Source organism: Aerococcus viridans (assembly GCF_001543285.1).
GTDB classification, from domain to species: Bacteria; Bacillota; Bacilli; order Lactobacillales; family Aerococcaceae; genus Aerococcus; species Aerococcus viridans.
The window spans coordinates 60,080-76,935 of record NZ_CP014164.1 but is presented as its reverse complement, the minus strand read 5'-3'; the positions used below and the strand labels follow the sequence as shown (position 1 = coordinate 76,935).

Genomic DNA, 16,856 nt, shown 5'->3' with positions numbered 1-16,856 from the left:
TGATTTTCCTCTCTGTTATGCAAACATTTCATCATCAGTTCTAAAGCTCACTGATGAAAATTTGTTAAATTCTTTTGTAAAAATAAGTTTCACTGTCCCACGCGCACCGGACCGGTTTTTCTCGATAATAACCTCTACGATATTATCTTCCAATCTCGGTTCGCCACCACCATCATCATCTTCGCCCTCACCACGTTCGTAATAATCATCACGATACAGAAAGGCAACGATATCCGCATCCTGCTCGATTGATCCCGACTCACGAATGTCAGAAAGAACGGGACGTTTATCCTGCCGCTGTTCCACACCACGTGATAACTGAGATAAGGCGATTACAGGTACGTGTAATTCTTTGGCGATTTTCTTTAATTGCCGCGAAATATCAGACACTTCTTGTTGTCTGTTTTCATTTCGTTTACCAGATCCTTCAATTAATTGAAGGTAGTCTATCACAATTAAGTCCAGACGCCCCCGCTCTTTAAGTAGACGTCTACTCTTAGAACGAATTTCGGTTACCCTAATACCCGGTGTATCATCAATATAAATATCCGCTTCCGATAGCGCCCCTGAAGCAACGATCAAATCTGACCATTCATCTTCAGTTAACTGCCCAGTCCTTAAATGACCAGCATTTATACTACCTTCCGCACAAATCATACGATTTACCAGGGATCCAGCCCCCATCTCCAAAGAAAAGACTGCGACAACACCATCTTGCTTAGTCGCTACATTCTGTGCGATATTTAAAGCAAAGGCTGTCTTACCAACGGCCGGACGTGCTGCCAGAATAATCAACTCTTCTGGTTGCAGCCCAGCTGTCATAGCATCTAGATCAGGATAACCAGTTGGAATCCCTGTTACGTCCTGACCATTTTTAGATAAATCATCTAAATTTTGCATAGACTCGAACACGACATCTCGAATATGGATAAACCCATTTCGATTTCGGTTTTCTGCAACATTTAAAATAGACTTCTCAGCCTCATCTAAAATGACAGATACTGATTCTTCTTGCTCAAAACTCTCGCGGGCAATCTTATTAGAAGCTTGAATCAACTTTCTCAATAAAGACTTCTCTTCAACTATGCGGGCATAGTATTCCGCATTCGCTGCAGTCGGCGTATCATTTGCCAATTGGAAAATGTACTCGTAGCCGCCAACATTTTCAAGCATATGCATGTTATTTAATTTTTGTTGAACCGTTAATGCATCAATTGCCTCATCATCCCGGTTCAGTTCTTCCATCGCTTCAAAAATAAGTTGGTTTGCACGACTATAAAAATCATCGGCAGAAACGTACTCCAGCACTGAAATGAACACATCGGAATCAAGTAAGATAGCACCGAGCACAGCTTGCTCAGCCTCTATACTTTGAGGCGGTGTTGTATGATCTAAATTCTCCGCCAAATCAGCACCTCCATCACCTAACTATTATACTAAAAAACGTAAGCACATTGATATAAAAATTGAATAAAATAGGAGGCCAGGAATCCATCCTAGCCTCCAACATATAGGTAGACTAGCCCTATTCTTCGACGATATGTACGCGAATAGTAGCTTCAACCTCATGATGCAATTTTACAGGTACATTTGTGTAACCAAATGAACGGATTGGTTCGTCCAAGTCCATTTTACGTTTATCTACTTTAATACCGTATTGTTTCAACATAGCAGTAGCAATTTGTTTAGATGGGACTGAACCGAATAAACGGCCATCTTCTCCACCCTTAGCTTTAATCGTTACAACTGTTTTTTCGTCTTCGATTTTCGCTTTTAAATCTTTTGCTTCTTGTAATTCTTCTTGCGCTTGCTTCTCGTTGGCTTTTTCTTTACCACGTTGCGCAGAAACAGCACTTGCTGTGGCTTCTTTAGCTAAACCTTTTTTCAATAAAAAGTTTTGTGCATAGCCATTAGGAACTTCTTTTACTTGACCCTTTTTACCTTGATTTTTAACATCTTGTAGAAAAATAACCTTCATGATTATTCATCCTCCTCATCTTTATCCATAATAACAGATTTTAACATGTCTACTGCTTCAGAAACAGTCACATCTGAAATTTGTGTAGCAGCATTTGATAAATGACCACCGCCACCTAACTCTTCCATTATACGTTGAACATTAATCGTCCCAAGACTACGTGCAGAAATACCTACACGACCGTCTTCTCTTAAGTAAACCACAAAAGACGCATCCACGTTACGCATAGATAATAAAGTATCCGCTGCTTGAGCAGCCGTAACTGAGTCGTAAACATCCTGATCTTCACCACTAGCAATACCCAGATTGCCAGAAATCAATTCAACATTTTCAATTAATTGATTACGTTTAATATAGTCCGTTAAGTCCTCTTTCAATAGGTTTTGAATCATAAATGAATCAGCACCTACAGATTTTAAGTAACTAGCCGCATCAAAAGTTCTTGACCCTGTACGCAGAGAGAAATTTCGTGTATCCACAATCATACCCGCTAACATAGCAGTTGCTTCAATTCGTTTGATTGGTTCACTTTCTTGATTTTGGTACTCGAAGAACTCTGTAATTAACTCACTCGCAGAAGAAGCATAAGGCTCAATATATTCTAACAATACATTATCCGGCACTTCTTCACCCTTACGGTGGTGGTCAATAATAATAACAGGTCTATTCGGTGTAATCAAGTCTGGTGCTATGGTAATTGACGGACGATGCACATCCACCAAGAATAATAATGAATCTTGTGCCATCAACTCTTCTGCCTGTTCAGGCGAGATGATTGACTCCGCAATTGATTCATCCTTACGAAGTTCTACCAATAAACGTTCAATACCATCATTAATACGACTTTCATCAATAATCACATAACAAATTTGATTATTCATTTGCGCAATTCGACGAATACCCAAGCAGGCACCAACAGCATCCATGTCTGGGTAATCATGCCCCATAACGAATACGGAAGACGTATTTTGAATCATTGTCGAAATAGTATTGGCGATTTGACGTGATCGTACACGTGTACGTTTCTCCATCGGGTTCGTCTTACCACCATAATAACGCGCTTTTTGATTTTTAGTACGGACAACGACTTGGTCACCCCCACGACTTTGCGCAAGGTCTAAGTTTGACTGTGCTTGGTCAGAAATATCATCCACATCAATAACATCATCCTTCTCTTGGTATGAGATCCCCATAGAAATGGTTAATGGCGTATTCGCCTTTGATGTTTTCTCACGAAGGTTATCAACGACCACAAACTTGTTCTCTTCCATTCGAGACAACTGACCATAAGTTGATACCAGTAAGAAATGGTCATCATCCAAACGTTTAATGTAAGAATCATAGTTTTTAGCCCACTTAGATAAGTCACTCGTTACCAAGTTGTCAATCGTAGATTTCCTTCTATCATTCATTGAAGATACCGTTTCATCATAATTGTCGATTACAATATGACCAATGACAATACGGCCTAGGTCAGCATTCTCAGCAATTACACCATACTTGGTTGCATCAATAAAGTACATAGCATGCTCATCTCTTAAATAAGTGACCTCGAAATGCGCATTCTTCCACTGGAATCGTTTAGATTTCAATGACGGATCTTCCTGAAAGTCCTTGTACAATTCAAAAATTTCTTCATCTAAATCATTTATATTTAATCCAATTATTTCCTTCTGGTAGAAGTACTTCTGTAAAAAGGGGTTTACCCATTCAATGGTTGGGTCATTTTCATCGAAGACAATAATACCAATAGGCATCTTCAATAGAATTTCACTTTGCACAGATTTAATCTGGTTACCTAATCCTAAGATATACTCACTCAAGGCGGTTAACATCAGGACCAAAGCAAAACCAAGTAAACCTATTACAACAACAACCAAACTAACAATTACAAAACCCATTTGTAAACTAACTGTTGCACTAATACCGATAACGATAATTAATAATAATAGTGCAATAATAAGTGGCCATATAATTGCCGACTTCAATAAGAAAGAAGGAATTTTAGACTGCCAATTCTCTCTCTTCATAATAATCTCCTTTAGGTCAAAATTCGACACTTTAACATATACCATTTTAACACAATCTTAAAAAACAATCATTTTTATACGTTTTACGCTCTATACAAACGTATGTTCTTATTAGATTGTTTCACGTGAAATAATTAAATGGTATCTAATCATAATGGGATTATTGATTTCTAAATGAAAATTTTAATATCCACATATTTTATAAAAATCTTATGAGTTGAAAAAATAATTTAAACCCCTATTACCATATTGTATAAGCATTTTAAAATAGACAAACTCCTGTAATTGCTATGGTCTTATTTCTAGGTAGGAAATATAAATTTTTTAAACGTTTCAAGTAAGTAGAAAATAGATATAGGATTCTTTAAATCGGTATCATTCATGTCTTATCAAAAATATAAAAGTCAAAAACTTCTTCACGAAGTATCTATCCAGCGTGAATGTTTCACGTGAAACATTCATGTTAGTTATAATTAATTTTACATGATTGCAAGTTTTATAATGGGCATATCTCCAATACAGAAATCTTCCTACAGTTCACTAACAAATGCTTACAATGGCGATATATATCCTAATATTCATTGACTTTTGGTTTATCTTATCCGCATATCAAGTTAAATAAAGGAAATAGACTTTTATACCAGCATATCGACACTCACTAGAAATTATTCATTCACCCTACACCAAATTAATGATTGAAAGTAATTATCAAATGCCTAGCTCTTAATTAGAATGTTTTGTATCCGATTTTCTTTTTATATCATCACTAAACTGCATGGTTAGAGCTATACTAAGTATCATTGTAAACATAAGGATAAGTATAATATAACATTCTAATTTTTTATGATAACGCTAGGATTTCGCTGATAGTTTATATAGTAAAGGAATGGTTCAATAATCATTAGGCATAGATCTTTCCACCGATTGAATAAATTAGCGATAATTGTGACTAACGGCCATAATGATATTAGAGTATAATACTACTTAAAATTTCTCTTTTATTAGGACTGGATATTGAAATAACCGACGATGAATGATGTTTCACGTGAAACATCATCGGTATATAAATTAACTTTAATTTTATCGAAGTAGCTAATATAAAATATTTTCGTGAAATACAATACACACATAGTAAATAAGTATTTATTTCACAGAAAAATTAATATAAGGCATTAATTGGTGACCATTTTTATTAACTTATCATTTTCTTTATTTGTCTATAGGCCTCCTATTAATTTTAAAACATTCTATCATGGTGGATTGTTTCACGTGAAACATACTGAGACAGGCTATATTTTTCAAAGTTTATAGAAAATATTTTTTTGTTAAAGAATTATAGTGAATAAGTATAAATCATTGTAATTTAGTAAAAAAACAGCGATTGCTGCTGCGAGAAGAGCTAATAATTAATTCAAATCTATCTAAAGTTGTCCTTGGCCTAGTTCGGTAAGGTATCTATTCCTTTTCCCTCTTTAATCATAAATTTTGAAAGAAACACTATAATTCATCTGTTTGTATAAGGTTTATAAAGCTAAGGTAACGCATTTGCTACACACAAAAGGATAATCAATAAAAAGAAGGGATGTTTCACGTGAAACATCCTTATAGTTTTATATAAAAGCCCAAAGAGGGCAATGCATCAAAAAATACAAATCAGGCTATAATCATAAAAACTGAAGTAGAAAATTGTTATTGTTGTAAACCACTGCTTTTTCCTTATAAAAAAGGCATGGAAGCGCGATTTTATTTAACTGACACTCTGAAAACACTCTAAAATTGGCTTTATTGATAGGATAATGGCCAAAAATACAGTCAAACCCTCATACAATAGCCTTCTATTAAACAAGAACTTGGCTAATCATAATATATAAGGAGAATTCAATAAATAGATCCCTCAATTCTTACCGCTGCTAAATTTACCAATTATATAAGGGTGGGCATAAAATAAGCAGATAAGAAGGGCCGAGTGCGCTTATTGATACGGCACCAACACGTGAAATCTCATTGAAAATCAAACGACAGGTAATTTCATTTATCTTCTTCTATTATTCTTGGTTATGTCTATACTTCTCTCCGTATTCACTTAATTTAAGTAAAATTAACACCTTGTCTCTCTAAATTTTACTTAACTTCTTCTATTAGCTTGTCACATCGATGGTTATACTATATCAATGCTTTCTTCTTCTTTCGAACTCATTTGCTTGTGAAATTTCACATCTATATGCACTTGAAAAGAGATACGCCACTATTCTTTTTTACTTTTATTCAATAATGACTATCATTTATTTACTTAGCTTATATCTACTTTTTATCTCTCTAAACCTAATTTTTTTATATAAAGCAGGATTCAATACACATCCCCTTTTTAAAATTTGCAATCTTTTTATTTAGAATCCCTTCACTGTACTACAACAATTTGTAATTGTATATGTTATATATCCTTACATGATATAGGCTCTTTTTGCTTCTTATTTCGTTTTCAATTACTTATATACCATCAATTTATTGACCCTAATATGCAGCTATTTTAACAACAGTTTTCATGTGAAACAGCCATTTTCTTAAAAATAACCGGTTAAAATCTACCTATCTCCACATGTGGATAAGTCATTTTTATATATTGATCTCCTCACCGTGGTTGAATTTTATCCACAAGATACTTGCCAACAGCACCAAGAGAATTCGAACGTTTATTCGAATTAATCACAGCTTTATCCACAAACACATGTTTCCTATTTTGATTATAATTTTCAAGCTGCTTAATCCATTTATCTTCCTATTATTAAAACGATAAGCAGAATTACCTGGTTATACATTACTCGGTCGCGAAGAATTATCTTATACTTATATCGGATTTAAGCTGGGATCTTGGGATGCTGAAGCCGGTGAGGTTATTTATGATGAAGATGCCAAAATGGCTGATAAATCCCTTCGTCAAGCAATGGGGTATGCTATTGATGACGATGCTGTAGCACAACGATTCTATAATGGTCTACGTTCCAATGCAAATACCGTTATTCCACCTGTATTTGGTAGCTTTGGTGCTACAACCGAAGAAGTACCTGGCTATAGCTACGATCCTGATAAAGCTAACCAACTATTAGATGATGCTGGCTACGTAGATACAGATAACGATGGTATTCGTGAAGATCCAGATGGTGAACCATTACAAATTAACTTTGCCTCTATGGCAGGTGGGGAAACTGCAGAGCCGATTGCACAATACTATATCCAAGCTTGGAATGAAGTTGGATTAGATGTCCAATTAACAGATGGTCGTTTACTAGAATTCAACAGTTTCTATGACCGTATTGAAGCAGATGATGAAAATATCGATATCTATCAAGCTGCTTGGGGTACAGGTACTGACCCAGCACCAAACGGTTTATACGCGCGTAATGCTGCCTTTAACTATACACGTTGGGCAACTGAAGAGAATGACCAATTCATGGCTGACTTTACAAGTTCAGAAGCCTTTGATGAAGAATTCCAACGTAATACCTTTATTGAGTGGCAAAAATACTTCTCTGAAGAAGCACCAGTTATTCCAACATTATTCCGTCAACAAGTTATGCCTATTAACAACCGCGTAAAACACTTTGACTACGCGCATAACCCAGCGGATGACTTTGGATGGCACACAGTTGAAGTAACAGCTGATGCACCCGTATCTGAATAAAGTGATTTGAACTAGATATTACAACCATTTTTAGATAGTGATTAGGCGTATGTGGCGTTGCCATATACGCCTTTTTATTAGATAATTTTAATTTATTTGCAAATTTATTAGATTTTTTTCATTTTTCCTGTTGCAATCATTTGTATTATGCGTTATATTAAATTAACATTAGAAAACGAAAGAGGTAGTCTCATGAAAAAGACAGCACAAGTGGTCATTATTATTAATAAACAGGACTTTACGAATTAGTGGTTTTCACTAATAACAAATCGTAAGTCCTATTCGTGCTTGTTAACGCTGAATGGGACTTAGGCCTCCCACCAGCGCGTGGGGGGCCTTTTCTTTTGCTAATAAATTGCTGATATTGTTACTTAGAAATTAAACTTAAAGGAGTTGCTCATTATGACTGACAAATTAAACTGGGATGAATTAGATTTTTCTTATACGGAAGTACCATACCGCTGGCGTGCATACTGGAAAGATGGCGAATGGTATAAAGCAGGATTAGAAACAGATCCTCAATTACCAATTCGTGAAGCTGCTCCAATCGTCAACTACGGCCAAGGGGTATTCGAAGGTAATAAAGCTTATGGTACAAAAGATGGCAAGATCGTTTTATTCCGTCCAGATGAATTTGGTGAACGTTTAAACCGTGGTGCTCGTCGTATGGCGATGCCAGAAGTACCAGTTGAAGAATTTGTCCGTGCTTGTAAGGAAGTTATTAAAGCTAACCGTGACTATGTGCCACCATATGGCCACAACGGTGCTGCAATGTTCATCCGTCCTATGTTATTAGGTATCGGTGACCACGTACAAGTATCAGCAGCTGAAGAATACTTATTTACAATCTACGTAACACCAGTTGGTCCTTTATACAAAGGTGGGTTAGCACCACATAACTACATCATCGACCACGAACATGACCGTGTAGCAGCTGATGGTACTGGTAACATCAAAGCAACAGCTAACTACGCATCAACATTAGCAACAGCTAAACGTATCCAAGAATCTGGTTACGATGACGTATTATACTTAGACCCAGCAACACATACTAAAGTAGATGAATTCTCATCAGCAAACTTCTTTGCTATCGAGAAAGATACAAACAAATTTGTAACACCTAAATCAGACACAGTATTACCTTCAATCACTAAAAAATCATTGTTATGGTTAGCAGAACATCGTTTGGGCTTAGAAGTTGAAGAGGGCGATATTAAAGTAGATGACTTTGACAAATATTCTGAAGCAGGGGCTATGGGTAACGCGGCTGTTATTTCTCCAGCTGGTTCTGTAACATACAAAGACAACCGTCACGTATTCTTCTCAGAAACTGAGGTTGGTCCAGTATCACAAAAATTATACAAAGAATTAACGGGTATCCAATTTGGTGAATTAGAAGCACCTGAAGGATGGATTGTAGACGTTGATGAAGATTAATCATTTTACCAAATGCCTTTTAAACCAAGCATAAATTAGTTTAAAAGGATGATTATGAAGAAAGAAGGAAGATAAATATGTCTCTATCAGTAAACCTACCAAATTTAACAATTGGTGTTGATGCCTTTGATGCAATTGATGAATATTGTAGTCAATTTGGTACAACAGTCGCGATTCTAGGTGGTGAAAAAGCCTTGGCAGCCAGTAAGGAACGTTTAACTGCTGCCCTAGAAAAATCATCATTAAAAGTGGCAACCGTACAAGTCTACGGAAAGGAAGCTTCATATACCAATGTTGAGAAAATGAAAGCGATCAAAGAAGTGCAAGATGCGGATATGATCTTTGCAGTTGGTGGGGGACGCGCGATTGATACAATTAAGGTAGTAGCTCGTGACTTAGACAAACCATTATTCACTATCCCCACTCTAGCTTCAGTTTCAGCGCCAACTTCGTCAGTATGTGTTATGTATCATGATAACCATGAGATGGCAGGTTTAGCTTACCGTAAAGCACCAGCTGACCATACCTTCATCGATACACAAATCATCGCTGAGGCGCCTGTTGAATACTTATGGGCTGGTATTGGTGACTGTATGTCTAAAGAAGTAGAGACTAGTTTTTCTTCACGTGGCAGAGACCTAAGCTTTGAAAATCGTTTAGGGGTAAATATCGTCAAAGGTACGAATGATAAATTGATGGCTGTTGGCGCTGAAGCTCTAGAAGCTGTACGTAACAAAGAAACAAACCAGGCTTTAGAAGATGTTGTTCTTGAAATTATTGGTGCATCAGCTTATGCGTCTGTATTAGTGGAAAATGACATCAACTCAAACATGGCACATGCCTACTACTATGGCTATACTGTTCTGCCACAAGCTCATGAACACTTACACGGTGAGGTAGTTTCATATGGTATCTTGTTATTACTAACAATGGACCAACAATTTGAATACCGTGACCGTATGAAAGCATTCATGGAATCAATTAAATTGCCAACTAAATTGGCAGCTCAAGGGGTAACAACGCAAGAAGATATCGACAAATTAGTTGATAAAGCGATGACTATGGACGATTTAACATTCTCTCCATATACCATTACCCGTGAGAAATTTGAACAAGCAATTAGAGATGTTGAAGCTTTGGACTAATCAGATTTTCCTCCTTAGAACATGAGATTAAACAAGTAATCAACATACTTAACATAGGAATTCCCTAAGAACGAGTTGTGACTAGCGTCACAGCTCGTTTTGCTTTATCCTATAGTGTGTAAGCGTATTCTAAATTACACACCAAAGGAGTTTATATATGAAAATTGAACACGTTGCTTTATGGGTGACTGACTTAGAACTTGTCAAAGCATTTTATGAAAAATACTTTGAAGCCAAGGCAGGTGACCGCTACCACAATCCTAAAACGCATTTTTCATCATACTTTTTAAGCTTTGATGAAGGCAGTCGACTAGAATTAACGAATAAAAAGCATTTAAGCCCCCATATTGCCGATGCTTTAGGTTATGGACATATTGCACTAGCAGTAGGAGATAAAGAGGCTGTAGACGCAAAAACAGCCCAATTAGTCGCAGATGGGTTCCCACTTTTATCTGGTCCACGAACAACCGGTGATGGTTACTATGAATCTGTAGTCCAAGACCCAGAGGGCAATCTAGTCGAAATTACAACAAATTAAGTTAGTTTAAACGTAGAAAAAAACCATTTCACCAGAAGGCGAAATGGTTTTTTGATTAGTATTAGTCTGCTGTAGTAAATGGAATTAAAGCCATAATACGAGCGCGTTTAATACCAGCTGTTAAAGTACGTTGGTGTTTTGCACATGTACCAGTTACACGACGAGGTAAGATTTTACCTTTTTCAGAAATATAACGTTTTAATAAATCTGTGTCTTTGTAATCTACATGATCAATGTGGTTAGCGCAGAAGAAACATACTTTTTTACGTCTACGACCACCGCGGCGTTGTGCTGCCATATTTTTTACCTCCCTTACTTATACCATTAGAATGGTAAGTCATCATCGGTAACATTGATTGAACCAGAACCATCATTAGATGATGGGAATGGGTTATCGTTACCATTGTTAAATGAAGAGGAGTTTTGATTAAAGCTGTTTCCATCAAATGGATCAGCATTTTGATTGTTATAGCTGTTGTTGTTTGCGTTATTGTTATTAAACCCACCAAAACCACTGTTATTATTATTATCAGAGGCAGGGCGGCTTTCAGTAACTGATTTTGATTCTAATAAACTAAAGTTATCAACCAAAATCTCAGTAACGTATACACGTTGTCCTTGGTTATTCTCGTAGTTTCGAGTTTGGATGCTGCCTTCAACACCTACTAATGAACCTTTACGGGTAAAACGCGCAAAATTCTCTGCTGCTTTACGCCAAATAACACAGTTAATAAAATCTGTCTCACGTTCACCTTGGGCATTTTTAAAGTTTCTTTCAACGGCAACGCTGAAAGATCCAACGGCAACGCCACTTTGCGTATAACGCACATCAACGTCACGAGTTAAACGGCCGACCAGTACAACATTATTAATCATGAAATAACTCCTCTCTCACGAAATATGTATTGTTAATTAGTCTTCGATTTTAGTAATCATATGACGTAAGATATTGTCATTGATTTTGGCAAGACGGTCGAATTCGTTGATTCCTTCCGCATCGTCAGCTTCCATATCAACTAAGTGGTAGATACCCTCTTTGTAATCGTTGATTTCATATGCAAGACGACGTTTTGCCCAGTCTTTAGATTCATTAATTGTTACACCGTTTGAAGTTAAGATTTGATCGAATTGTTCAACCAAAGCTTTTTTAGACGCTTCTTCCATATCAGGACGAATAATGTATAAAACTTCGTATTTAGTAGTGTTTTCACTCATCAGACTTTTGCACCTCCTTTTGGTCTATTGGCTCTCAACATCCTTGAGAGCAAGGAGAGTATATTAATACTCACAATAAAGTATTTTATCAAAATAATCTATATAAATCAAGTGATATCTTAAAAATCAAGCGTATATTTGTAAGAAAATAATTTAGGTTAATATACCAGAATAATCTAATCTAAAAGACATCAAAAAAATCCCATGAAGTGGCCTATCAATAGCCATTTCATGGGATTTTCGCAACTTTTTTATTGTATTACCAATTTTAGTCTTCTGTTTCTTCTTGGTCAGATAGGGCATCGTCTGCGAATTCTTGCATACGAGAAATCATTTCATCAGAGGGTTCATCTGCTAATTGGGCATCAATAGCAGTTTTATTTTCTAGTGGTGTTGCTGCTAATGCTTCTTCAATTGCTTCTACTTTAGCAATTGCTGATACATATGAATCTTCAGCTAGACGGATTAAACGCACCCCTTGTGTTGCCCGGCCTGTTTGCGAAATATTTTTCGCATGGAAACGAATAGCTATACCTTGATTCGTCATTAACATGATGTCTTCTTCTCCTGAAACGGTTGTTAAACCAACTAAGATACCATTCTTCTCGGTAACATTAATGGTTTTAACCCCTTTACCACCACGGTTTTTAATACCATATTCGCTGGCTGGTGTTTGTTTACCGTAACCTTTTTCAGTAACCACTAATACATTATCATCTGGTCCAAGTACGGACATACCAACCACTTGATCGCCGTCATTTAAACGAATACCGCGAACACCTGTAGCGGTACGACCCATGCTACGGACGTTTGTTTCTTGGAAACTTACGGCATAACCATCTCGGGACGCGATAATAATGTTGTCATCACCACTAGTTAAGACAACTTTCACTAATTCATCGCCTTCAGCTAGTTTCAAGGCGATTAACCCATTGTTACGGATATTGAAGTAGTCACTTGCATTGGTACGTTTTACAGTACCGTTTTTCGTTACGAATAATAAGTGTTCTTTTACTTCTGCGTCTTCAATTGGGGTCACGTTGATCATTGCTTGAACAGTTTCGTCTTGTTGTAGATTTAGCAGGTTAACAACTGGAATCCCTTTTGCTGCACGACCAAACTCTGGAATTTCATAACCTTTAGAGTGGAATACGCGACCAGTGTTGGTGAAGAATAGGACTGAGTCGTGGGTTGAGGTAGATAACATGGTTTCAACGAAGTCATCGTCGTTCATACTCATCCCCTTAACACCCGTACCTCCACGATTTTGAGCTCTAAATTCTACATCATCAATACGTTTGATATACCCGTTTTGCGTTAAGGTAACAATCACGTTACTTTCTTCAATCAGGTCTTCATCATCGATATTGTGGATTTCACCAACCATTAACTCTGTACGACGGTCATCACCGAATTTACTTTCGATTTCAATTAATTCATCGTAAATGATTTGGTAACGCATTGTTTCAGATCCTAATACTTGGTTTAAGTAGTCGATTTGCGCCATTAATTCGGCGTGTTCTTTATCAATTTTCTCACGTTCTAAACCAGTTAGACGAACTAGACGCATGTCTAAGATAGCTTGCGATTGTTTATCTGATAGCTTGTAGTCCTCGATAAAACGGGCTTTCGCTTCGTCACCTGAACGTGATGTACGTAAGATATTCACAATTTCGTCGATATGGTCTAAGGCAATTTGCAACCCTTCTAGGATGTGGGCACGCGCTTCAGCCTTGTTTTTCTCGAAAATCGAACGACGACGGATAACTTCTTCTTGGTGAAGTAGGTAGTTTTGTAGAATTTCTTTCAAGCTTAGGGTACGTGGTACACCATTTACAATGGCTACCATGTTAATACCGAAGTTTGTTTGTAATTGCGTGTATTTGTAAAGGTTATTAACGATTACAGATGCGCTGGCATCTTTACGGCATTCAATAACGACACGCATACCTTCACGACCAGATTCGTCACGTACAGCGGTGATCCCTTCTACCCGTTTGTCGCGAGCTAGTTCAGCGATACGTTCGACTAATTTAGCCTTGTTCACCATGTAAGGAATTTCATGAACGATAATCCGTTCTTTACCTGAAGACAAGGTTTCAATGTCTAATTTAGCACGGACAATGATTGTCCCTTTTCCAGTCTCATAAGCCTTACGGATACCTGATTTCCCGATGACAATACCACCGGTTGGGAAGTCTGGTCCTGGTAAAGCCTCCATCAATTCGTTGGTTGTTGCGTCAGCGTTCTGCATTAAAATTTTAATGGCGCCGATGACTTCGCTTAGGTTATGGGTTGGGATATTGGTGGTCATCCCAACTGCGATACCGGTTGTCCCGTTTACTAATAGGTTAGGAAAGCGAGCTGGTAATACTTCTGGCTCACGCTCTTCACCGTCATAGTTAGGGATAAAATCAACGGTATCTTTATTCATGTCACGAACCATTTCGTGGGCAATCTTACTCATACGTGCTTCGGTATAACGCATAGCTGCGGCTTGGTCACCATCGACTGAACCGAAGTTCCCGTGACCATCCACTAGCATGTAGCGGTAAGAGAAGTCTTGGGCCATACGCACCATTGATTCATAGATAGCTGAATCCCCATGCGGATGGTATTTACCCATTACGTCCCCAACGATACGGGCGGATTTTTTATAGGGTTTATCTGAGGTTACCCCTAATTCATTCATTCCATAAAGGATACGACGGTGAACGGGTTTTAAGCCATCACGGACATCCGGTAGGGCACGAGCCACAATAACTGACATGGCGTAGTCAAGAAATGACGTCCGCATTTCTTGCGATATCTCACGTTGTGGGAATTGTTCTTTAATTTCTTCACTCATGAAACTTTTCCCTCCTTACTATAAATCGATGTTGGCGTAGGTAGCATTCTCTTCGATGAAGTCACGTCTTGGTTCAACGTGGTCACCCATCAACATATTGATGATTTTGTCTGCTTCTACTGCATCGTCTACGTTTACTTGTAATAATGTTCTATTAGCTGGGTCCATTGTAGTTTCCCAAAGTTGTTCAGCGTCCATTTCACCCAAACCTTTATAACGTTGGATGGCTGGTTTTGGTGTTGCTGGTATAGTTTGTAGGTATTCTTCTAATTGCTTGTCAGTATCTAGGTAGACAATCTTTTTACCTTGACGGACTTGGTATAAAGGTGGCACTGCGATATAGACATAGCCAGCATCCAAGATAGGGCGCATATAACGGTAAATTAAGGTTAATAGTAAGGCACGGATGTGGGCACCATCGACATCGGCATCAGTCATAATAACCAATTTGTGGTAACGTGCCTTGGTGATGTCGAAATCATTTTGCCAACCTGTACCCATTGCCGTAAATAATGAACGGATTTCTTCATTAGATAAAATTCTGTCCATCGATGCTTTTTCAACGTTCAAGATTTTACCTCGAATCGGCAAGATAGCTTGGAAGTGACGTGAACGGCCTTGTTTCGCTGATCCGCCGGCCGAGTTCCCCTCAACGATGAATAATTCAGATTCTTCTGGATTACGGCTTGAGCAGTCGGCTAATTTACCAGGTAGGTTAGAAATCTCTAGGCCTGATTTTTTACGGGTCATTTCACGTGCCCGCTTAGCAGCTAGACGAGCCTTAGACGCAACAGTACCTTTATCGACAATACGGCGGGCAATTTGCGGATTCTCTAGTAGGAACGTTTCAAAATGCGTCGCAAATAAATTATCGGTAATCGTTCGAACTTCAGAGTTTCCCAATTTCATTTTGGTTTGACCTTCAAACTGTGGGTCTGGGTGGCGAATAGATACAATTAAGGTGATCCCTTCACGCACATCTTCCCCAGTTAAATTATCTTCATTTTCTTTAATTAACTTTTGCGAGCGAGCATAGTTGTTAATCACACGTGTAAGAGCGGTCTTTGCTCCTGATTCATGCATACCACCTTCAAAAGTATGGATATTATTCGCAAAGCTTAAGATATTTGAGTGGAAGCCATCCGTGTATTGTAAAGCTACCTCTACTTCAATCCCATCTTGCTCATCTTCAAGATAAATCGGTTGTTCAAATAAAACATCTTTATCTTTATTCATGTACTCAATATATTCTTTAATCCCACCTTCATAGTGGTAAGAAGCTGTTTTATGGTTTTCTGATCTAGCATCCATTAAAGAAATCCTTAAGCCCTTATTCAAGAAGGCTAACTCACGGACACGTCGGTTTAAAACTTCAAATTCAAAGGTGGTTGTCTCGGTAAAAATCTCTGCATCCGGTTTAAAATGCACAACCGTACCATGGGTATCTGTATCACCAGTTTGTTCAACATCCGACACAATAGCGCCTTGGCGGAATTCTTGGTGGTAGATGCGGCCATTTTTATGGACATATACATGCAACCATTCAGAAAGGGCGTTTACAACAGAGGCCCCAACCCCGTGAAGACCGCCGGATACTTTATACCCGCCACCGCCGAATTTACCACCGGCATGTAGGACAGTAAAGACTGTTTCTACCGCTGGACGACCGGTATTTGACTGGATATCAACGGGAATCCCGCGACCATCATCGACAACTGTTATAGAATTATCTTTTTCAATGGTGACTTGGATGTGACCCGCAAATCCTGCTAGGGCCTCATCAATTGAGTTATCGACAATCTCCCATACTAAATGGTGTAAACCACTAGCTGAAGTTGACCCGATATACATCCCTGGACGCTTACGTACAGCTTCTAGACCTTCCAATACTTGAATTTGGCTAGCATCATAGTCTTTAGCCAATTCGCGTTTTTTGGCCATTTTTTCTTCTTCAGAAACAAGGTCCTCTGGTTGGACGAGTGCTTC

Annotated in this window: 11 protein-coding genes and 1 pseudogene; 4 read left to right on the top strand and 8 right to left on the bottom strand. The window is 37.9% G+C overall.

The genetic code is table 11. The features are described 5' to 3' along the window. Positions 1-15: 15 nt before the first annotated feature. The 3 genes from dnaB to AWM76_RS00315 form a co-directional block, all read right to left on the bottom strand. A complete protein-coding gene (gene dnaB / locus AWM76_RS00325; protein WP_003142890.1) occupies positions 16-1,407 on the bottom strand; it encodes a replicative DNA helicase in 1,392 nt (463 codons plus the stop codon). Positions 1,408-1,525: 118 nt separating this feature from the next. Further along, positions 1,526-1,978 carry a 50S ribosomal protein L9 gene (rplI, locus tag AWM76_RS00320; protein ID WP_003142892.1) on the bottom strand — a complete coding sequence of 151 codons (453 nt, stop codon included), beginning with the start codon at positions 1,976-1,978 and terminating at the stop codon, positions 1,526-1,528. A gap of 2 nt (positions 1,979-1,980) precedes the next feature. Then, positions 1,981-4,008: a DHH family phosphoesterase gene (locus AWM76_RS00315; RefSeq protein ID WP_039935839.1), complete on the bottom strand. Its 2,028-nt coding sequence runs from the start codon at positions 4,006-4,008 to the stop codon at positions 1,981-1,983. Positions 4,009-6,805: 2,797 nt separating this feature from the next. On the opposite strand from AWM76_RS00315, the pseudogene AWM76_RS00310 reads away from it, so the two are divergent. From AWM76_RS00310 to AWM76_RS00295, 4 genes and pseudogenes are all read left to right on the top strand, one after another. Further along, positions 6,806-7,687 (top strand): annotated as a pseudogene (locus tag AWM76_RS00310) (ABC transporter substrate-binding protein); the annotation flags it as partial. A 402-nt stretch (positions 7,688-8,089) separates the two neighbouring features. Beyond that, positions 8,090-9,124: a branched-chain amino acid aminotransferase gene (locus AWM76_RS00305; RefSeq protein ID WP_003142898.1), complete on the top strand. Its 1,035-nt coding sequence runs from the start codon at positions 8,090-8,092 to the stop codon at positions 9,122-9,124. Positions 9,125-9,201: 77 nt separating this feature from the next. Beyond that, positions 9,202-10,269 (top strand): iron-containing alcohol dehydrogenase family protein, encoded by a 1,068-nt coding sequence (locus AWM76_RS00300; RefSeq protein ID WP_003142900.1) that lies wholly within the window; start codon positions 9,202-9,204, stop codon positions 10,267-10,269. A 157-nt stretch (positions 10,270-10,426) separates the two neighbouring features. Next, positions 10,427-10,807 carry a VOC family protein gene (locus AWM76_RS00295; protein ID WP_003142903.1) on the top strand — a complete coding sequence of 127 codons (381 nt, stop codon included), beginning with the start codon at positions 10,427-10,429 and terminating at the stop codon, positions 10,805-10,807. A gap of 61 nt (positions 10,808-10,868) precedes the next feature. Here the strand turns inward: AWM76_RS00295 and rpsR are convergent, their stop codons facing one another. From rpsR to gyrB, 5 genes are all read right to left on the bottom strand, one after another. After that, positions 10,869-11,105: a 30S ribosomal protein S18 gene (gene rpsR / locus AWM76_RS00290; protein ID WP_003142905.1), complete on the bottom strand. Its 237-nt coding sequence runs from the start codon at positions 11,103-11,105 to the stop codon at positions 10,869-10,871. Positions 11,106-11,131: 26 nt separating this feature from the next. Beyond that, positions 11,132-11,683 carry a single-stranded DNA-binding protein gene (gene ssb, locus AWM76_RS00285; RefSeq protein ID WP_003142907.1) on the bottom strand — a complete coding sequence of 184 codons (552 nt, stop codon included), beginning with the start codon at positions 11,681-11,683 and terminating at the stop codon, positions 11,132-11,134. A 36-nt stretch (positions 11,684-11,719) separates the two neighbouring features. After that, a complete protein-coding gene (gene rpsF, locus AWM76_RS00280) occupies positions 11,720-12,022 on the bottom strand; it encodes a 30S ribosomal protein S6 (protein WP_003142910.1) in 303 nt (100 codons plus the stop codon). Positions 12,023-12,290: 268 nt separating this feature from the next. After that, the gene (gene gyrA / locus AWM76_RS00275) at positions 12,291-14,870 is read right to left on the bottom strand and encodes a DNA gyrase subunit A (protein ID WP_003142912.1); all 2,580 of its coding nucleotides are present in this window, start codon (positions 14,868-14,870) and stop codon (positions 12,291-12,293) included. 18 nt (positions 14,871-14,888) lie between these two features. Then, positions 14,889-16,811, bottom strand: a complete 1,923-nt coding sequence (gyrB, locus tag AWM76_RS00270; protein ID WP_039935877.1) for a DNA topoisomerase (ATP-hydrolyzing) subunit B — start codon at positions 16,809-16,811, stop codon at positions 14,889-14,891. Positions 16,812-16,856: the final 45 nt, after the last annotated feature.